Raw genomic sequence first — 18,028 nt, 5'->3', positions numbered from 1 at the left:
TTATCAGTGTTTAACTTTTTCATGTTCATTCCTCCATTGCTTTTGATTATTTGGAAAGGATGATGATGCATCCGAATTCCCTGAAGTTGCTGCATCTTGAACAGCTTTTATTCACATAAGGTTCTGCGGGTTTCCATGTCAGGAGCTCACTTTCCTCTCCATTGAGCATGGAGCTTCACCAAAACATAAAAAGCCTCCGCAAACATGCGGAGGCTTTTTATGTTTTCCACCTCATTAACTGAGATGAACCCATATATAAAGCGCATGCTGCATTAAAATGCAGCCTGCGCTTGTAACTCAAGCGGTAATTAAGCTTCCCCTGATTTTACTCAGGCTGAATGCTGCAAGGCTGCGGTATGAATTTGATGTTTGGACTGTAGAATGTTATCTTTCACATCTGCTAAAATCATAACGTTCGCCTCCCTTTTAAATTTCAAGATATTTGTAAGGTTACCCCAATTAGAAGTTATTGTCAATTACATTTTTACACTATTCAAATTATTTGAAACACCAGAACTCTTAACTGTGCATGTAAAGCTGAACTTGCACAATCTAATTTATGATGCATTCAGCGATTCATTCCACTATGAAACTAAGCTGGTATATATCGAATAATTTTTGCCGAAGATGAAGTTAAAAATGGAAACCAGGTGAACTATGCAGGGCCTTTCACTCATTAACCCAAACTGCTCTCACAGCACAGCAACTAAAGAAGAATTTTTCGAAGTACAAAAAATACTTACTGCTGCTTATCTCAAGGAATATCATATCAACGAAATCAAACTGAATCCTTACCAGGTTTATGGCTACTACACCATTCCACATGCACTGCTTTATGATCTCCAAAAGTCTGGCATAAACAGCCTGGATATTCTCGTCATCTACTCTTTCTCTGTCATTGAACGATTTACTGAACTTTATCCAGAAAAGTGGGAACAGCTTAAACACTGCTTTGGAGAGATTGTCTTTCTTTCGGAAACTTTGCAAGTTTCCCATTCGGCTGCCCCATAACTATGATAATTCCTGCTCTGCTGCGGTATTAAATTCTGTTTTTGGTTTTTTTAAAACAGAACTTAATGTTATATCTCTTCGGCACGACAGTAAAACGAAAAAATAGCCAAGACACTGAATAAGCTGTCTTGGCCATCAACTATATTTTTTCAATAATATCTTTATAAATCATACGTATGGCATCTCCCCGGCTTACGACCCCGACCACCCTGTTTTCGGTGTCAACGACAGGTATCTTCTTGAAATGGTGCTTTGATATCAGGGATACCGCTTTGCTCAGGTCATCCTCCTGGGAGAGTGTGACAATTTTTCTATTTTTCAAAAGCCGGGAGACAGGCTGCTGCAAGCTGTTTTTTACAGCCGTGCTCAAGGTTACATCAGGAATGACGGTGATGTGCAGGAAGTAATCATGGATGGTCTGCTTCCTTGGGGAGATATACCTTAGGATATCTCCATCACTGATCATTCCAAGAAGTTTCCCGTTTTCATCTATTACAGGAACTCCCCCGATTTTATTTTCAATCATGATGGTTAACAACTCTTTAATGGTTTGTTCAGGATGTGCAGTAAACACATTTTTAATCATAATTTCATTTACTAGCATACTAATCACCCCTTCTATATCTATTATACTCCTTACCTCTACCTTTTTCCCTGCAGGAGCTCAAGTACAAGGATATTATTTCGGGATTCCTATTTCGCTTAACGGCCACACCTGCAATTTCACCTTCCCAATTACAGACTTTTGGGGAATAAAGCCGAAGATCCGGCTATCATTGCTGATTGGCCGATTATCCCCAAGCACAAAAAGCGAATCCTTTGGAACCTTTGTCCGTCCTGTTATTTCTTTAAGAGTAAAATCGCCTGTATATTTCTCTTTAAAAGGAAGTTTTTTCTTTCCCAGATTAAGATATGGTTCTTTATAGACAATTCCGTTAACATATAACGTATCGTTTTTCATCTCCACAGTGTCTCCAGGCAGGCCGATTACCCTTTTAATATAATCGTCCTTTGAGTCTGTTGCATGAAACACAACTTCATCAAATCGCTTAGGCTCACCGATTTTACTGATGATCAGACAGTTTCCATCCTGCAGATTGGGCATCATGGATTCTCCCTTTACCAATGTTGGTGTAAAAATATACGTGCGGCAAATAACTACAATAATAAGAGCGATCAGCGCCGATTTAATCCAGGATAGCACTTCGTCAAAAACAGGACTTTTTTTCAAAAAACTCATCTTCCTTTACAGATATTTGAAAAACTTGCTGATATTCATTTTACCATATTCTTTAAGATTGACAGATAGTATTCCATTAATTTAAGACTTTTATCAAAAAAAGGGAGGCATTCCAAACAGGCGTCAGGTTTACATTTGCTAGTATAATGGAATTGTAATAGAAGAATGATTGTTTTTATCATACAATAAAGAAATAACTCAACTAATGGAATGGAGGTTTTTATTTGAATAATCACAAAATTGATTACAGAATCTATGGAGACGATATGCAATTTGTTGAAGTGGAATTAGATCCTGAAGAAACAGTGGTAGCTGAGGCTGGGAGCTTTATGATGATGGATGACCGCATAGCCATGGAAACCATCTTTGGCGACGGAGCTGGAACAACCGGACTAATGGGCAAGCTTTTCAGTGCAGGCAAAAGAATGCTGACTGGAGAAAGCCTTTTTATGACTGCCTTTACCAATGAGGGAACAGAGAAAAAACACGTTTCATTTGCTTCGCCTTATCCAGGGAAGATTATCCCAATGGATTTGAGCGAATTAGGCGGAAAGATCATTTGCCAGAAGGATGCCTTTTTAGCTGCTGCCAAGGGGGTTTCTGTAGGAATCGAATTTCAGAAAAAGCTGGGAACAGGTTTCTTTGGCGGTGAAGGCTTTATTATGCAAAAGCTTGAGGGAGATGGAATGGCGTTCGTCCATGCCGGCGGAACCATTCAGAGAAAAGAATTGCAGGAAGGCGAAACACTTCGGGTCGATACCGGCTGCCTTGTTGCCATGACATCAGATGTCAGCTATAGCATTGAAATGGTGAAAGGTGTTAAAACAGCATTATTTGGCGGAGAAGGATTGTTTTTAGCTACAATGCAAGGTCCAGGCGCTGTCTGGATTCAATCTCTTCCATTCAGCAGGCTCGCAAGCCGTGTATTTGCAGCTATGCCGCATAATGGCGGCACAAAAGATGAAGGAAGCATTGCTAAAGGATTATTCAACCTTTTTGATGGAGATTGAAAATGTTGGCGCACCTTGCCTTCAATTCTGCTGTGAATTATGGTCAAAAATCCGGGTGCCTGATCCAATAATAAACACAAGTGCCCGTCAGAAAAACAAGAGGAGAGCTCAGTTTCAGGATGCTGTCCTCTTGTTTCTGTCCATGTTCCAAAGGGTATATGTGTATATATTGCCTAATGGGAGGAGTAAGATTGAAGCTGCTTAAATGGTCATACCTCAGGCGGAATACGATTAAGACAAGCTTTGACATCTATCCTAATTCTCCAGTGATATTCCGGAGAATCAGAAATTACTACTTTGTTTATAATGTCCAATGGTCCTATCCCGATCCGGCTGTAAATGAAGCAGAATTAAGGGATATGGAACTTTTGCTTAATCAGGAATTGGGCTTTGATGAGGGTTATAAAAACCGGAAATCCAAAAAGATGGATTAGGCGGCGACTTTTAAATGGTATTTTCAAAGCAAATGCCATTTTCTCTTATCAGATTCTGAAAAACCCTTGCACTGCGTACAAATCCATCTTCCGGTATTCCCGAACTGTCTATAGACCAGCAGGAAGCCAGCACAGCATGGCAAAATCCCCATAATAAGATTCTTTCCCTGTTCAAGTTCAGTTTTTCTACAAATATATCCACCCTTTTCCTGATTATGAATTCAGCATTGACTGATGGCAGTTCATTGATCAGAAATTGAATGGTATCATATTCCCTTTCTCCAGCAAGTCCTTTTGGATCTATTGCCGCCCAGCTTCCGTTTTCTCTCTTCAATATATTCCCATGATGTAAATCTCCATGAAGAAAATATAATTCTCCCGCCGTTGTATTCATATAAGCAAAAACCTTTAAAGCTTCCTTAATAGTTTCTGCGGAAATCTCCCCAAAACCATCACTATGCTTCTTGCTCTCCATTATCAATTCCTTTTCTCTGTCCCTCACAGAATATACTTTCCGCACTGGCTGAACAGCTTTCCAAAGGTGTTTAAGAAGAGCAGATGCAATTTCAGTCTTTTGATCATCATCCATACAAATGGCTGCTAAGGGGGCGCCGGGTGAGATTTTTTCCATAATGAGTATGCCCCTGTCTTCGTCATAATCCTTCAGCTCAGCTATATAAGGACCCCTCAGGTATTGAAGAGCATGCAGCTCACTGGCAAACTCACCTCCCGGCACGGCCAGCTTTACAACTGCTTCCTTTCCGTTCTTAAATACGGCAGATGCCACATAGTTATATGATAAATCAAAAATCCCGGTCGTTTTCAGGGACCAGCGCCGTTCACATTCCTGCAATAAGCCATCAAGGTCATCCAGCCACTTTCGCCCCTTTTCACCATGAGAGGAAATCACATTATCCAAAAAGGTTTTAGGCAAATCCATTTCCCGCCAGCATCCTTTCCCTTTTCACTCCTCGTAAATCATTTTCCTTGTCATCCCTCCATCTATCACCATGTTAATTCCTGTAACAAAGTTATTTTCATGAGCTGTCAGATACAAGCAGGCCCGTGCTATATCATCCGGCTTTCCAACACGCCCGGAAAAATGCTGTTCATGGTCTTTGTCGCGGAGCCTTGAATAATCTCCTGTCTCTATCCATCCCGGGGAAATGGCATTCACAGTAATCTTGAATTCGCCGAGTGATGCAGCAAGAGCATGCGTCAAAGCCACTATTCCTCCTTTTGTTGCTGCATATGCTTCTGAATCCGGCTCCGACATAATAGCACGGGTGGAGGCCAAATTTACAATAGATCCGCCATGCTCATTTTCCCTAAAATATTTGGATGCCTCGCGTGATGCCAAAAATACACTCCGCAGGTTAGTATTTATAACATCATCCCACTCTTCTATGGATAGTTCATAAAGAGATTTAAACGTAGCTTTTCCGGCATTATTGATTAAAATATCGATGGATTGATAAGCTTTTTTCACTTCCTCCATCATGCTGGCCAGTTCACTTTCTTTACGCACATCTGTTTTAATGAATCTGGCTTCCCCGCCATTTTGGCGGATTTCTTCAGCTGTTTCCTCACCCCTTGCTTCTTCTACATCAGCAATGACAACATTTGCTCCCTTATCCCCATAAGCTATGGCAATTCCGCGGCCAATACCGCTGGCAGCTCCGGTAACAATAACGGTCTTATTTTTATAATCCATGAAAGTCCCTTCCTTCTTTTAATCTTGATTTAGGCAGCATGCAAAATTTACTTGCTGCCTATCTATGGATTACTTTCTTTATCCCCCATAATCATGTTTAATAATCTCCTTCACCCGCTGCCCTATACTCTAAGCTATTCGAACAAACGCTCTGTTAAGCTTGTTTGTTTCCGGCTTCCTCCCTATTACTTTGAGGTTAAAATAAACATAAATCACTGCTGCCAAACAAAAAGATATTTCCATTTTAAGAAAACAGCTTTTTGTGTTATTATCCTTCTTTTGTCCAAGCATCCCTGCTATATCCGTGTTCCTCCCCATATCCTAAGGGTTAACTTTGAGGCAAAGACTCAGGTACAGGAAATACAGCACTTCCGCCAAGTGAATTTCCCGCTGGCACTTTTTGGCCTGATGACCCGAAATAGGATCAAAACAAATTAAGAAAGAATGGAAAAACAATTAACGTAATCACCGATCCTGAAGCAATTTAAAATGCTCATAATCTAACTAAGCGTTTCTCTCATGCTGAACCTTCCCGATTTCCTCAAATTGATCTTTCAATAAACCATACATAGTAACATCATAAAAACGGTTGTTTTGATGCATATATTCCTTCAATACACCTTCCTTTTCAAAACCAAGCTTCTGTAATAGCCTGTTGGAGGCATCATTTTCTATGTAAACAATCGCCCCAATTCTATTTAACTCCATATGGAAGAAACCATACGAAAGGACAGCTTCTATTGCTTCTGAAGCAAAACCCATCCTCCAGAAATCAGGGTGGATTTCATAACCGATTTCTGCTCTTTTATGCGACAGGGCCATATTGTTAAATCCTATGGAGCCTATAAGTCCATTCTGACCCTTCCGCTGGATGCCCCAGCGTATTCCCCGTTTATTTCTCCTGCTTTCCGCAAAAAATTCAATGAGTTTTCTAGCTTGTTCTATTTCCCTCATGCTGTCCTGCCCATAAAATTTTGTAACATCGTCTCTTGAAAAGCTGGCAAACAAATCATTTGCATCACTTTCCTTTATTTCTCTAAGCACAAGCCGTTCGGTTTTTAGCTCTTTAAACATTTTATATTCCTTCCTCTCATATGGACAATGTGCCCCATCCACCTTTGCCTAATTTGCATTGTACCTTTTCTGCTTAAAATATCGTTCACCTTTTTTGAACAGTCCAAAGCTGCAGCCTGCACACCTCCAGGCATTAAAAATGTGTATGCTCAATAATCGCGGACTTGAGAGATAACATGTAAGTATGTATCATTTTCCAGAGGGCGGATGACTATCGGTTTCAGATTTCCGTAAAAACAGAACTTCACATTTTCTTCTTCAATTTCTTTTAATGCATCAAGCAGGTACTTTCCATCCATTGTTATTTTCAGCCTGCATATCCCGCTGCTGCCAAGCAATGGCTGTTTTTCGATGATTTCTCCCAGCTGCGGACCGGCTGCGGATAGCATCAAACTCGATGGTCCCTGAACTTCCAGCTTAACATTATGGTTATGCGAATCTGAAGACAGGAAATAAGACCTCTCGATACCCCTCAGGAGCAGCTTCGCATTCAGTGCAATTTCTGTTTCAGGATGATCTGGAACCAGCTGATGCACATCCGGGAATCTCCCTGAAATAAGTCTTGTATACACCATGAGCCCGCCTGCTTCAAACCTGATATACTGCTGTGAAATATGGATGATGATCATCCTGTCTTCACGCCCCAGCAGCTTTAACAGTTCATGTACACTGGTTCCTGGGATAATATATGAGCCTTCAATTTGCTGTTCATTTATTTTAATTTTCTTCAGTGCCAATCTGTGGGAATTGGTAGCTGCACAATATAGAAAACCATCTTTAAATATCAGGTTCACTCCTGCCAGAACAGGGTTTCTAATTTGATTGGCTACAGCAAACTTTGTTTGTTTAAAAAGCCGCGCAAGCACTTTTTCTTCCAAGGATACAGAATAATCCGGGTCCATCTCCGGCAACTCCGGAAAGTCGCCAGCATTCATTCCCTTCCATTTCACTTCTATTTCACCTGCTTTTAAAACAATTGATAATCCATCACTTTTGATCCAAACATTACCATTGGGCAATCTCTTGAACAGCTCAGAAAAATGTTTGAATGGCACAATGATTTCTCCTATTTCCACTATCTCCAGCGCCTCGATTGTCTGATTGATAAATCTTGAGATGAAAATATCAAAATCGCTGCTTATGAGAGTAAGGCCTTTCTGTCCAGCAGATATCTTTATGCCGGTTATTATAGGATGAACAGAAGAAGCGGAAACCGCCTTGCCCACATCGGCGATGGCTTTTAGCATTACTTCCTGTCTGATGGTAAACTCCATTTTTCCCTCCAGGTGTTTTTGTATTTATTTTAACATATCGAAATTTCAGTAAATTATAAAACAGGAAAGTCTGCTAAAAAAGTCATGTATGTATTTGCATTAATTAAACACAATAACATGAAGCAGAAGGAGGAGTATCAATGGATCAAACCCTAGGATATCTAAGAGAAATTTTGTCCGGCCATACAGACAGTGACCATGCAGGAAAGATTCTTTACCATAAACTTGTGAAAAACAACTATAAGGATGAAGAAGCATTCGTCAGGGATTTATCAAGTTCAGAAGGAGATTATTTGAATAAGGTACTTAAAGAAGCAATTGATTATTCCGAACAAGAGGGAGACAGCGAAAGAGCAGGACAGCTGAATGAAGTGTACGAGCTCTTAATTCTCTGAAGGATTAAACAGCTGGCCAAGGGGGGCGTAGCCTCCCTTTTTAAGCCTGTTAAAGATTACAGATCCATATGCATGATGAATTGTTCCCCTTTTTTTCCCATCACCCGATTTCCTCTATCTTCGAAACCGCATGCTTTATAAACATGCTGGGCAGCATGATTGCTGTGATTTACAGCCAGTACTATTTCATTTTTATCAGGGAAATTTTCCTTCACAAAGGATGGTAATAGCTTAATAGACGTTTTGGCTATTCCTTTGCCCTGATGCGGTGTGTTAATTGAATAGGCCCGAAGCAAAATGCTATCCTGATTTTTACTGTACTGTTTGACCCCTTCCTTTTCATGAAGCACGAAAAATCCGGCTGGGGTGCAGCCATCCATGACCATAACCGGGTATCTTTCATGGTCAGTTTCGCATATTTGCAAGGCCTCTGCGGGCAATGCTGTAAATTGGTGCTGCTCCCCATCCAAATAAAAACTTTCTATTTCACTCCTATATCTTTCATTATAAAATCTAAGTGCGATTACATTATTTAATTGATTCATTGTTGAGCCTCCTTAATCTTCTGAAGATGCAATTCATCTGTTATTTTCGCGCCTTGCTACCCTGTATCCTGCCAACTTTCGTAAAAAAGTTCCATTTTTTCTTTTGAGGATAAAAAAAAGAGCCCAGTTTCGGACTCGTTTTTCTAATTCGTGCTGCTGACATTATTTTTATTAAAGGTCATCAATTTTCTGATGGATATGATCAAAGCTGCCGCCCATAGAATGATAAAACCAGTATAAATGGAAGGATAATGGCTGGAATAGTTCGGCAGCCAGGTATTCAAAAGGGTTCTTGCATTCAAAATTATGATGAAGCCTCCAACGAAGACTCCCATCAGCTGTGCTGGAATAATTCTGACCAGCCAGGCAGCAATCGGCGCAGCAAAAATGCCTCCAAGCATTAAAGCACCAACCCATAGCCAATTGACCTGATTCCAGCCCAGTGAAATAATAAAGCCCAATGTTGCCGAAATAGAAACAGCAAATTCACTGGTATCAACAGTTCCAATTACTTTGCGGGCAGTCATTCCTTTTTTGGAAAGAAGGATTGGCGTGGAGATTGGCCCCCAGCCGCCTCCTCCTGTTGCGTCGGCAAAACCGGCAATCAAACCGAGGGGGATGGATTGCTTATAGGGCAAAGGAGGCAATTCCCTGTCTTCTGAAGGCTTGAACAGAAACAGAAAACGTATGATGATATAGGCTCCTAGGATCAATAAAAAAGTCGAAACGTAAGGTTTTACAGCATCTCCTGGCAGGCTGCTTAAGAAACAGGCGCCAGTAAATGCCCCAATCGATCCAGGAATGATAAGGCGAAAAACCATTTTTTTGTCTACATTTCCAAATCGGATATGTGAAATGCCTGAAGCTGCAGTGGTGACAACCTCTGAGAAATGAACTGATGCTGAAGCGACTGCAGGAGTGATGCCAAATGCCAATAGCAGAGAAGACGAAGTTACTCCATATGCCATCCCTAACGACCCGTCTATTAACTGTGCAAGTAATCCGATAAACGCCAAAATCAGTAGTTTCTTCATATTATACCTCCTTTTCCTACCTTAATAATTGGTTTTTCTTTGATAACTTCCCCTCATTTTCTCATTAAGAGCTCCATAAAATCCTTCCTATTCAGTTCGGAATGTCTATATTCTTCATCTGTTATTCTTCGGAGCATAGCCGATTTTTCCTTATGGCCCAAATCGCTTTGATTAATTTTCTTGCGTGCTTTCCAAAGAAAATCCGTAAATTCGATATATGATTCATCAAATCTGTCCAGCAGGTCTTTTTTTATTTTTTTAGCAAGATGAGGACTTGCCCCGCTAGTTGATATGCCAATTGTAAGCCTCCCCCGGCGGATAGAAGCGGGGATATGGAAATTGCCAAGTTCATGGTCGCTTACGGACGCGGCTAGCTGATTTTTTTGTGTGTTCCTAAGGATTTCTTCATTTAGGCTTTTGGAATTTGTTGCAACTACAATCATGAAGGCATGATTATAATCTTCCATTTCTGCTTCCTTCAGTAGCACCTTTATTTTCCCCTCGTTCAAAAGCTCTTTTATGTCATCGCATATTTCCGGGCTGATTATTGTTACTTTCGCACCATCTAAAACAAGAGGCAGCGCTTTACGATAAGCTATTTCTCCTCCGCCTATAATCACACATTCCTTGCCGGATACATTAAGCATGACTGGAAACATGTGAGGCTCCTTCCGAAAGCTCTGCTGCCCGCTGCTGCAGGATATCCCCAATCCTCGGGTGATATCCGAGATAATTGCAAAGGATAAACTGCTTGCCAGCATCTCGCGATAGGGTGCTGATCGACCTGCGGATGGTCTTCATTAATATTCCAGTGAACAGAAGATAAGGTATGATGAGGACATTCTTGTACCTGCTTTTCCCTGCAATCTCAAGCCCTTCCTCCAGACCTGGAGAAGCCGCTGTTAAAAAGCAGACTTCCACTGCAGGAAAACCGGTTTTTATTTTCAGCCGATCTGCTATGGAGGACAAATCCCTCTTAACGCCGGGATCGCTGCTTCCCCGTCCGACCAGGAGAACTATGGAATTTTCAATGTCTGTTTCCCCTGTTTCTGCTATCCGTTCTTTCAAAATATCTATCATATAATCATGAACCCCAATAGGATCACCATATTTAATCTCTATAAAAGGAAAACGCTGCTGGATTCTTTTGAGTTCTTTCGGAATATCCTCCTTCACATGCATGGCGGCCAATAGCAAAACAGGAAGTACAATAATTTTTTCCGCACCCCTTTTGACACAATTTGCGAATGCCTCTTCAATAGAAGGTTCTGCAAGCTCAAGAAAACCATATTCCTGTATCGATGCAGGATGCTGATTTATGCATTCATTAATAAATGAAACTGCCTCCAAGCGGGCCTTTTCCACCCTGCTTCCATGGCAGATGTAAAGAATGGCTTCCATTTAAAATCCCTCGCTTACAAGCAGGCTTTCGCTGAATGTAAGCTGCTCAAACCAGCTTATTTTCTTTCTCATTTTTACGACTTCACCAATAATGATCAAAGAGGGGTTAACTACCTTTTCTTTTGCCGCCGTTTCTGAAGCTTCGCAAAGAGTGGTTACTACAGTTCTTTGTTCCTGAAAGGTTCCCCAGTGGATAAAGGCTACAGGCGTTTCCGGATTTTTCCCATGCTCCAGCAGCTTTTCCTGGATATATTGAAGATTTTTCACTCCCATATACACAGCAAGTGTATCGATGCCCTTAGCGAGTGCCTCCCATTTATGGGTATCTTTTTCTCCATTTTTTTTATGGCCGGTAATAAATGCGAAAGATGAGCCATAATCACGGTGGGTAACCGGAATCCCGGCATAGGCAGGAGCTGCAATTCCGGCAGTGATGCCTGGTATAATTTCAAATGGAATCCCGTTCATGGCAAGAGCCTCCGCTTCTTCGCCGCCTCTCCCGAATACAAAAGGATCTCCTCCTTTTAGCCGTGTGACCACATTCCCTTTTTTTGCATACTTCACAAGAAACCGGTTAATTGTTTCCTGCTGCATCAAATGAAAATCAGGGAGCTTGCCGCAGTATATCAATTCTGCTCCAGGCTTTGCACTTTTCAGCAGTTCCTCATTGACCAGGCGATCATACAAAATTACATCCGCTTCCTGGATGGACCTTAAGCCCTTCACTGTAATTAAATCTGGATCTCCGGGACCCGCGCCAGTCAGGTAAACCTTTCCCATAACACTCACCCTTTCTCTGCAAAACTATAAAATGCACTTCCATAAGCGGGTGTTTTTCACATCCCCGTTGATAGCTAGTTAACGAAGCAGTTTATCCGCTGCCAGTTTCGGGTGAGCATCACTGTCCCGATAAAACAAAACCCGCTCCTTTTCTGATCTTCTTCTTTTCATAAAGAGAAATATCATCAATAACTGGAAGCCTTAAATAATGTTTTTCCAATTCGGCGTCAACCATTTCAAATGCTGCTTCATCATTTTCAGCTGCAATGATGACATGAATCACTTCTTTATCTGCTGTAACCTCAAAACGATATAAGTTCATATTCCCACCTGCCAGTTTCTAGACTGCCACGCTCTCCAGGTATGTATCTAGCCTTTCCTGAAGCTTGCCAGTTCCCGTTCTTTCGACATACTCAAAGAAGGTTTCCCCCGGAATCTTTGTTTCATGGAAAAACACCAAAAGGTCTTTTAAAACATGCTCCAGCTGCTCCGCTGCAACCTTGCCTTTCAGCTTTTCATTGAACTTGCCGCCTTCACGCAAAGTGCCTCCAACGTAAATTTCAAAGGCTTCCACCATAACCTTATCTTTATTTTTCATTTTGATTCCCTGAAGGCCAATTTCAGCTATTTGCCTTTGGCCGCATGAATTTGGACAGCCTACCATATGAATCCTTACAGGAACATCGAGTTGGAGCTCCTCATCCAGAGCTTCTGCCACACGTCTCATTCTTTCCTTCGTTTCTACCAATGCCAGATTGCAATATTCGATTCCCGTACAAGAAACAGCATAACCTAGTATTTTTTTCGGAGACACCGGGAATTTTTCAAAAATCGCTTCCTTTAAAAATGATTCTACACTTTCATCAGGTATGTTTGGTATAATCAGATTCTGCGAGTTGCAGTTTCTGATTTCCCCGTTGCCGTATTTTCTTGAAATACGGGCAAGTTCCAAAACCTCATCAGGTGTTAGCCGACCTACTGGAATATGGATTCCGGCGTAGTTCAGCCCCTCCTGTTTTTGCTTGTGGACACCATAAAAGTAACCGGCATTCCACCCTTTTGAAGCATCTTCCCCTTTTTCCTGAAGAGGGCCTGTATACTCAAGCAGCTTTTCCTTGAATTTCTCCGGACCCCAGTCGGCAACTAAAAATTTCAGGCGTGAATGATGCCGTTTTTCTCTGTATCCGTAGTCCCTGAAAATGGTTGTGACGGCAATGGCCACCTTCAATGTCTGATCTGGAGTGATAAATATATCCAGTGTTTCCGCAAGCTTCGGAACGGCTGATAGCCCCCCGCCAACTTTCACATGGAAGCCCTCGATTCTTGCACCATTCACTTCCTTATACGCCGGCACAAAGGAAACATCGTTGATTTCGGAATTGGATGCATTATAAAGATTCGTGCTGACAGATATTTTGAATTTTCTTGGCAAATTGGAAAACTCTTCATTTTTGCTGAAATAATGGAAAAGTTCACTGACCAAATCTCTTGTGTCAAATAATTCTTCAGCATCTATCCCGGCAAGCGGACTTCCGACAATATTCCTGGTGATGTCTCCGCATGCACCCGCTGTCGTCAAGCCTGCCTTTTCAAGGCGGCTGAAAATATCGGGTATTTGATCGATGGTCAGCCAGTGAAACTGCACGGCCTGCCTTGTTGTAATATCATATACGCCGCGTCCGTAATCCCTGGCAATTTGGGCAAGCGTTTCTGCCTGCTCGTTAGTCAGGATGCCTGATGGGATAACGACCCGCATCATAAAGTAGCCATCCTCTTTAGGCCTCTGCAAATAAAGGCCTGCCCACTTAAACATATCCCATTCTTCCTTTGGAATTGATTCAAATCCGTTTTCAGCATAAAAAGGAATATCTTCAAAAATCCTGAGGCCATCTTTTTCAAGCTTCTTGATTTCTGTTTTATTTAGTTTAGGATGATCCTGCCAATTTTTTTCGTAGCCCATGTCCCGTTCCCCCTGCTTAAATAAAATTTCTGCTAGTTAGATAGTGCAGTAGCTGGCTGACGCATTCTTCAATGGAATAACGGTCTGTTTCAAGAATGATTTCTGGATTCAGCGGTTCCTCATAGGGAGAATCTATGCCCGTAAAATCCTTGATCAGACCGCCGCGAGCTTTTTGATACAGTCCTTTCGGATCGCGGCTTTCGCATTCTTCAATCGGGCACCTGACATATACCTCGATAAATTCGTTGTCTTCAAGCAGGCTTCTGACTGTATCCCGGTCCTCCTGGAAAGGAGAAATGAAAGCAGTCAAAATGACCTGGCCGCTGTCGACGAAAAGTCTTGAAACTTCTCCGATACGCCGGATATTTTCCTTTCTGTCACTGTCTGTAAACCCTAGATCCTTATTCAGTCCATGGCGGATATTGTCACCGTCGAGAACATAATTGCTGATTCCATTTTTGTATAAAACATTTGCAAGTTCATTTGCTATCGTTGATTTGCCTGAGCCAGAAAGCCCAGTGAACCAAATGACAAAGCTATGATGCGCATTTTGCACTCTTCTGAATTCTTTTGATAAAGATAACTCATGCCATGTAATATTTGAACCTGTCTCCAAATCCGCAACCCCCTTTTCTAATCAAACCTGCACTTCATCCTTTTTCATGCCTTTAATCAGTACTTCGATGACTTCCCTGCGGCTAAATTCAGCCGGAGGTATTTCCCCGTTCCGGAGCATTTCCCGGACTTTTGTGCCTGATAAAATAACATGATGCTCTGAGTTATGCGGGCAGGTTTTGGCAGAGGCCATGTTTTTGCACTTGCTGCAATAAAAGCTATGCTCAAAGAATAAGAGGGTAATTCCCAGCTCTTGCTCTGTAAAATTCGAAAAGATTTTCTGGGCATCATATGTGCCGTAATAATTGCCGACACCTGCATGATCGCGGCCAACTATGAAATGCGTGCAGCCATAATTTTTGCGGACCATTGCATGAAATATTGCTTCTCTTGGTCCTGCATAGCGCATGGCTGCCGGAAAAACGGACAGAAATACTCTGTCTTTTGGATAGTAGTTTTCAAGGAGCACCTGATAGCTCTCCATCCTGATGTCTGCAGGGATATCATCTGACTTCGTCTCCCCTACCAGAGGATTAAGCAGCAATCCATCTACAATTTCCAGTGCCGTTTTTTGAATATATTCATGGGCACGGTGGACCGGATTTCTTGTCTGGAAGCCTACAATTGTATTCCAGCCCTTTTCAGAAAAGATTTTCCTGGTTTCTTCCGGATCTCTGTAAAAATCCCTGAAACCCTTCCTTTCGACTCTTTTAGTCAGCTTTATTTCTCCGCCGATATAAATGTCCCCCCTGCTGTAAAGCTTTTGTACCCCGGGGTGTTCGCTGCTCTCAGTTCCATAGACACTTCTTGCTTCTTTGCTTTTATCAGGTTCATAAATATCAGCGACCATTATGGTGCCGTACGTGATGCCATCATGGACCAGCCTTGCTTCTTCTCCTTTTGACAGGCTTTGTGCTGTTTTCCTAGAAATGGGAAGAGTAATAGGAATGCTCCACACCGCTCCGTTCAAAAGACGCATATTTTCAACCACGGAATCATAATCCTTTTGTGTCAAAAATCCCTCAATCGGGCTGAAGCCCCCTGTTCCAATCAATTCAAGATCACTTAATGAAATAGCATCAAGCTCTATTTCTTTTTTTATATGTGCTGTATCATAATGGGGATTCCACTTATTGATTAGTGTTCCTCCATGCGGTATGCTTAGTGTCACGTTTTTTGGCCTCCCATTTTTTTCATGTATTCTATTTTCCATGTCTTTTATGAAGTATGGAGTCCGCACTCCGTTTTCCCGGTGGCCGACCATCTCCCTGACCTCAAATCATCTTCATTCACAGCAGCGGCCGTACACGTTTCACAGCCAATGCTTGGATAGCCTTTATCATGCAAAATGTTATATTGCAGATCATTTTTATGGGCATACCGCCAAACATCCTTCCATGTCCAATGAATGAGCGGGCATATTTTAACAGATCTGAACTTATTGTCTTTATTAAAGAACTGGGTATTCCTTCTGGATGGGGATTGTTCCCGCCTCAATCCTGAAATCCATGCAAGCGGCATAGAAAGGACTTCATTCAGGGGAATGATTTTTCTGAGTTCGCAGCATTTATCAGGCTCCCTTTTCCATAATTCAGCTCCATATTGTTCTGCCTGTTCTTCAAGCGTCAGTTCAGGCTTCTTCATTTCAATCTGTAGATTCGGGTACCTTTCACTTACCCTTTCAATTAATTGATACGTTTCCTCGAAATGCAGGCCGGTATCTAAGAAAACAATTTTTGCCCTATCCGTTATCTTTGAAATCAAATCGATCATAACAATACCTTCTATTCCGAAACTGCAGGCATATACCAATTCATCAGCATAGGTTTTATAGGCCCAATCTAAAACTTCAAGGGCTCCTTTCGTTTCACTGCCTGCTGGAAAATCAACAGGGGCATGTTCATCAAAATTCTGATACACCAATATGCTATTGCCCATAAACAGCCTCCTTTTATTGTTCATTCCTGATTTTTGAATAAAAAAAGGCAGCATTAACAGAACCCGCTAATACCGCCTCTAGTTGTCTAGTCAGCTGTCTTTTATTCATTTGTGATAACAGAGACTTTTTATAAAAAAAAATCTTTCGCTTTGGAAAGATTTTTACAGGCAATGTCATATAAACATATACCTTATCTCCCAAAATGCATCACATTTTGTTGGAATTGGCACCTTGCATGCTATGCAGGTTGCCGGACATCATCGGGCCAATTCCCTCAGTCTCTCTAGATAAGTTTGATTATTAAAAATAATAACACAACAGGAAGATATGTCAATAAGTTATCTCATTCATTTACTTGGATATTATTAATTATTTTCTTAAAAATATTACTATGCCGAAGGACGCCATTTTGGACCTTTCATTTTGCATTTCACATATATTGCATCATGCGTTAATTTTAAGGGGGAATTTACATTTTTCCGATAAAGACACTTTTGAATTATATCAAGGCTTCAGCCCAGAAAAAAAATGAAGCCTCAAAAAACCTGCTGAACCCCCAGACATTCACTGTGTTAAACACTCTTATAAAAAAAGAATTGGCTTTTCCTGCAGAAATCGATAAAGGCCTCCTGCCTCACGAAACAGCAATTGTAAGCAAGGTACGGGAAGAAACCAAACAAGCGAATCGGAATAACCTGACCCGAACGAACGCTTATCTTGATTGCTATGAAAGAAATCCGGAACTCCATTGGTCCCTGCTTGCCCATTTGGTATCCAGAAACGGCGGATATCATATGACAGATTTAAAAGGGGAGAGCATGAACCATCTTTTCGGCAAGGATGATCAGCAAATATTCTTCCGCTTTTTAGAGCATGCAAATGCAGCCATCTTTTCAGATGCCTATCCGCAGCTCCTGTTATATGAAATCTATAAAGAAAAACCCTTTAAGCTCAGGAAGCTTCTCAACATCTTTCATATTTCCCGATTTATGCATCCAATCTGGGAAATGTTCGCGGCAGAGAAAAATCCTCCCCTGCTCACTGCTGCCATGATAATAAATGAACAAAGGATGCTTGAAGATCGCATATTAAAGCGTACCAGCCATGGAGAAGTTCTTCAGAGAATTGATTTTCAGCTCCAGGAATTTTTAGGTTTCACTACAGTCATTTTTCCATTTTCCTATAAAAAAACGGCACCAAGCTCCCTGACCGGCCTCACAGTAAAACGCTTTGCCGATTTGTCCAATCGAATTATGACAGGCAAGAAGCTGTACGCAATCCTCTTTCAGTATCCTGAAATTCACAAAGGAATTTATCACTTTTCAAAGTCAATCCCTCATACAGGATCAAGAGCGGATTATTGGCCCTATATATTCGGGGAAAATAAGCAGCAAGGCAAAATTCACAGCCCCAGCTTAACGGAAGCATGGCCGGATGAACCGCTCCCGATTATTCCTATGCTTGACTGGTTTAAAAATGAGGACTGCATGGATGACCTTATAGAGCTGCCTGCCATGAAAAAACTGGACATAACAGAAACCGTGATAAATAACCTCCGCCAGCTGCAGCTAATCAATGAAATAAAGGCCATTATATAAAGCC

General features: G+C 41.5%; 21 protein-coding genes and 1 riboswitch. Of the genes, 5 read left to right on the top strand and 16 right to left on the bottom strand.

Annotated elements, in window-relative coordinates; genetic code table 11:
• The first annotated feature begins 657 nt into the window (after window positions 1-657).
• Window positions 658-1,011 carry a hypothetical protein gene (locus tag ACN6MY_RS07000; RefSeq protein ID WP_419883321.1) on the top strand — a complete coding sequence of 118 codons (354 nt, stop codon included), beginning with the start codon at window positions 658-660 and terminating at the stop codon, window positions 1,009-1,011.
• Between the two features lie 139 nt (window positions 1,012-1,150).
• Here ACN6MY_RS07000 and ACN6MY_RS06995 read toward each other — a convergent pair whose 3' ends face one another.
• Both ACN6MY_RS06995 and lepB read right to left on the bottom strand, forming a co-directional pair.
• Window positions 1,151-1,615, bottom strand: coding sequence for a CBS domain-containing protein (locus ACN6MY_RS06995; protein WP_419883320.1), 465 nt, complete (start codon window positions 1,613-1,615; stop codon window positions 1,151-1,153).
• A gap of 75 nt (window positions 1,616-1,690) precedes the next feature.
• Complete coding sequence (lepB, locus tag ACN6MY_RS06990) at window positions 1,691-2,251, bottom strand: signal peptidase I (RefSeq protein ID WP_419883319.1); 561 nt, start codon at window positions 2,249-2,251, stop codon at window positions 1,691-1,693.
• Between the two features lie 224 nt (window positions 2,252-2,475).
• Between lepB and ACN6MY_RS06985 the strand changes: the two genes are divergently transcribed.
• A complete protein-coding gene (locus ACN6MY_RS06985) occupies window positions 2,476-3,261 on the top strand; it encodes a TIGR00266 family protein (RefSeq protein WP_419883318.1) in 786 nt (261 codons plus the stop codon).
• 191 nt (window positions 3,262-3,452) lie between these two features.
• Window positions 3,453-3,695 (top strand): hypothetical protein, encoded by a 243-nt coding sequence (locus tag ACN6MY_RS06980; protein ID WP_419883317.1) that lies wholly within the window; start codon window positions 3,453-3,455, stop codon window positions 3,693-3,695.
• Between the two features lie 10 nt (window positions 3,696-3,705).
• Here the strand turns inward: ACN6MY_RS06980 and ACN6MY_RS06975 are convergent, their stop codons facing one another.
• From ACN6MY_RS06975 to dnaN, 4 genes are all read right to left on the bottom strand, one after another.
• On the bottom strand, window positions 3,706-4,635 hold the full coding sequence (locus tag ACN6MY_RS06975; RefSeq protein WP_419883316.1) for an aminoglycoside phosphotransferase family protein: 930 nt from the start codon (window positions 4,633-4,635) through the stop codon (window positions 3,706-3,708).
• 24 nt (window positions 4,636-4,659) lie between these two features.
• On the bottom strand, window positions 4,660-5,409 hold the full coding sequence (locus tag ACN6MY_RS06970) for an SDR family NAD(P)-dependent oxidoreductase (protein WP_419883315.1): 750 nt from the start codon (window positions 5,407-5,409) through the stop codon (window positions 4,660-4,662).
• A 504-nt stretch (window positions 5,410-5,913) separates the two neighbouring features.
• Window positions 5,914-6,483: a GNAT family N-acetyltransferase gene (locus tag ACN6MY_RS06965; RefSeq protein WP_419883314.1), complete on the bottom strand. Its 570-nt coding sequence runs from the start codon at window positions 6,481-6,483 to the stop codon at window positions 5,914-5,916.
• 149 nt (window positions 6,484-6,632) lie between these two features.
• Window positions 6,633-7,757: a DNA polymerase III subunit beta gene (gene dnaN / locus ACN6MY_RS06960; RefSeq protein ID WP_419883313.1), complete on the bottom strand. Its 1,125-nt coding sequence runs from the start codon at window positions 7,755-7,757 to the stop codon at window positions 6,633-6,635.
• A gap of 140 nt (window positions 7,758-7,897) precedes the next feature.
• On the opposite strand from dnaN, the gene ACN6MY_RS06955 reads away from it, so the two are divergent.
• Window positions 7,898-8,152: a sigma-G-dependent sporulation-specific acid-soluble spore protein CsgA gene (locus tag ACN6MY_RS06955; RefSeq protein WP_090987227.1), complete on the top strand. Its 255-nt coding sequence runs from the start codon at window positions 7,898-7,900 to the stop codon at window positions 8,150-8,152.
• 56 nt (window positions 8,153-8,208) lie between these two features.
• Here the strand turns inward: ACN6MY_RS06955 and ACN6MY_RS06950 are convergent, their stop codons facing one another.
• The 10 genes from ACN6MY_RS06950 to ACN6MY_RS06905 all read right to left on the bottom strand — a co-directional run bounded on the left by ACN6MY_RS06950 (window position 8,209) and on the right by ACN6MY_RS06905 (window position 16,425).
• Complete coding sequence (locus ACN6MY_RS06950; protein ID WP_419883312.1) at window positions 8,209-8,697, bottom strand: GNAT family N-acetyltransferase; 489 nt, start codon at window positions 8,695-8,697, stop codon at window positions 8,209-8,211.
• A gap of 143 nt (window positions 8,698-8,840) precedes the next feature.
• Window positions 8,841-9,731, bottom strand: a complete 891-nt coding sequence (locus ACN6MY_RS06945) for a sulfite exporter TauE/SafE family protein (RefSeq protein WP_419883311.1) — start codon at window positions 9,729-9,731, stop codon at window positions 8,841-8,843.
• Window positions 9,732-9,784: 53 nt separating this feature from the next.
• A complete protein-coding gene (locus tag ACN6MY_RS06940) occupies window positions 9,785-10,390 on the bottom strand; it encodes an NAD(P)-dependent oxidoreductase (protein WP_419883310.1) in 606 nt (201 codons plus the stop codon).
• Window positions 10,371-11,132 (bottom strand): sirohydrochlorin chelatase, encoded by a 762-nt coding sequence (locus tag ACN6MY_RS06935; protein WP_419883309.1) that lies wholly within the window; start codon window positions 11,130-11,132, stop codon window positions 10,371-10,373. The genes ACN6MY_RS06940 and ACN6MY_RS06935 overlap by 20 nt, the downstream gene beginning before the upstream one ends.
• Window positions 11,133-11,912, bottom strand: coding sequence for a uroporphyrinogen-III C-methyltransferase (gene cobA / locus ACN6MY_RS06930; RefSeq protein WP_419883308.1), 780 nt, complete (start codon window positions 11,910-11,912; stop codon window positions 11,133-11,135).
• A 118-nt stretch (window positions 11,913-12,030) separates the two neighbouring features.
• A complete protein-coding gene (locus ACN6MY_RS06925) occupies window positions 12,031-12,234 on the bottom strand; it encodes a DUF3906 family protein (protein WP_419883307.1) in 204 nt (67 codons plus the stop codon).
• Between the two features lie 18 nt (window positions 12,235-12,252).
• On the bottom strand, window positions 12,253-13,872 hold the full coding sequence (locus ACN6MY_RS06920) for a nitrite/sulfite reductase (RefSeq protein WP_419883306.1): 1,620 nt from the start codon (window positions 13,870-13,872) through the stop codon (window positions 12,253-12,255).
• A 16-nt stretch (window positions 13,873-13,888) separates the two neighbouring features.
• The gene (gene cysC, locus ACN6MY_RS06915; protein ID WP_419883305.1) at window positions 13,889-14,488 is read right to left on the bottom strand and encodes an adenylyl-sulfate kinase; all 600 of its coding nucleotides are present in this window, start codon (window positions 14,486-14,488) and stop codon (window positions 13,889-13,891) included.
• A 21-nt stretch (window positions 14,489-14,509) separates the two neighbouring features.
• Complete coding sequence (gene sat / locus ACN6MY_RS06910; protein WP_419883304.1) at window positions 14,510-15,658, bottom strand: sulfate adenylyltransferase; 1,149 nt, start codon at window positions 15,656-15,658, stop codon at window positions 14,510-14,512.
• 47 nt (window positions 15,659-15,705) lie between these two features.
• The gene (locus ACN6MY_RS06905) at window positions 15,706-16,425 is read right to left on the bottom strand and encodes a phosphoadenylyl-sulfate reductase (RefSeq protein WP_419883303.1); all 720 of its coding nucleotides are present in this window, start codon (window positions 16,423-16,425) and stop codon (window positions 15,706-15,708) included.
• 188 nt (window positions 16,426-16,613) lie between these two features.
• Window positions 16,614-16,720, bottom strand: a riboswitch (SAM riboswitch).
• 200 nt (window positions 16,721-16,920) lie between these two features.
• Between ACN6MY_RS06905 and ACN6MY_RS06900 the strand changes: the two genes are divergently transcribed.
• Window positions 16,921-18,024 carry a DUF2515 family protein gene (locus tag ACN6MY_RS06900; protein ID WP_419883302.1) on the top strand — a complete coding sequence of 368 codons (1,104 nt, stop codon included), beginning with the start codon at window positions 16,921-16,923 and terminating at the stop codon, window positions 18,022-18,024.
• The last annotated feature ends 4 nt before the right edge of the window (window positions 18,025-18,028 follow it).

The sequence above is a fragment of the Peribacillus sp. B-H-3 genome, from assembly GCF_048572925.1.
Classification (GTDB): Bacteria; Bacillota; Bacilli; order Bacillales; family DSM-1321; genus Peribacillus.
This window is presented reverse-complemented; position numbering and strand designations above follow the sequence as displayed.

Excerpts from the sequence above, each read along its gene's own strand:
- ACN6MY_RS06955 (WP_090987227.1), top strand. The coding sequence starts at position 7,898 with ATGGATCAAACCCTAGGATATCTAAGAGAAATTTTGTCCGGCCATACA.
- ACN6MY_RS06975 (WP_419883316.1), bottom strand. The coding sequence starts at position 4,635 with ATGGATTTGCCTAAAACCTTTTTGGATAATGTGATTTCCTCTCATGGT.
- ACN6MY_RS06925 (WP_419883307.1), bottom strand. The coding sequence starts at position 12,234 with ATGAACTTATATCGTTTTGAGGTTACAGCAGATAAAGAAGTGATTCAT.
- ACN6MY_RS06965 (WP_419883314.1), bottom strand. The coding sequence starts at position 6,483 with ATGTTTAAAGAGCTAAAAACCGAACGGCTTGTGCTTAGAGAAATAAAG.
- ACN6MY_RS06935 (WP_419883309.1), bottom strand. The coding sequence starts at position 11,132 with ATGGAAGCCATTCTTTACATCTGCCATGGAAGCAGGGTGGAAAAGGCC.
- ACN6MY_RS06920 (WP_419883306.1), bottom strand. The coding sequence starts at position 13,872 with ATGGGCTACGAAAAAAATTGGCAGGATCATCCTAAACTAAATAAAACA.
- ACN6MY_RS06945 (WP_419883311.1), bottom strand. The coding sequence starts at position 9,731 with ATGAAGAAACTACTGATTTTGGCGTTTATCGGATTACTTGCACAGTTA.
- ACN6MY_RS06905 (WP_419883303.1), bottom strand. The coding sequence starts at position 16,425 with ATGGGCAATAGCATATTGGTGTATCAGAATTTTGATGAACATGCCCCT.
- ACN6MY_RS07000 (WP_419883321.1), top strand. The coding sequence starts at position 658 with ATGCAGGGCCTTTCACTCATTAACCCAAACTGCTCTCACAGCACAGCA.
- ACN6MY_RS06940 (WP_419883310.1), bottom strand. The coding sequence starts at position 10,390 with ATGTTTCCAGTCATGCTTAATGTATCCGGCAAGGAATGTGTGATTATA.
- ACN6MY_RS06950 (WP_419883312.1), bottom strand. The coding sequence starts at position 8,697 with ATGAATCAATTAAATAATGTAATCGCACTTAGATTTTATAATGAAAGA.
- ACN6MY_RS06970 (WP_419883315.1), bottom strand. The coding sequence starts at position 5,409 with ATGGATTATAAAAATAAGACCGTTATTGTTACCGGAGCTGCCAGCGGT.
- lepB (WP_419883319.1), bottom strand. The coding sequence starts at position 2,251 with ATGAGTTTTTTGAAAAAAAGTCCTGTTTTTGACGAAGTGCTATCCTGG.
- dnaN (WP_419883313.1), bottom strand. The coding sequence starts at position 7,757 with ATGGAGTTTACCATCAGACAGGAAGTAATGCTAAAAGCCATCGCCGAT.
- cobA (WP_419883308.1), bottom strand. The coding sequence starts at position 11,912 with ATGGGAAAGGTTTACCTGACTGGCGCGGGTCCCGGAGATCCAGATTTA.
- ACN6MY_RS06995 (WP_419883320.1), bottom strand. The coding sequence starts at position 1,615 with ATGCTAGTAAATGAAATTATGATTAAAAATGTGTTTACTGCACATCCT.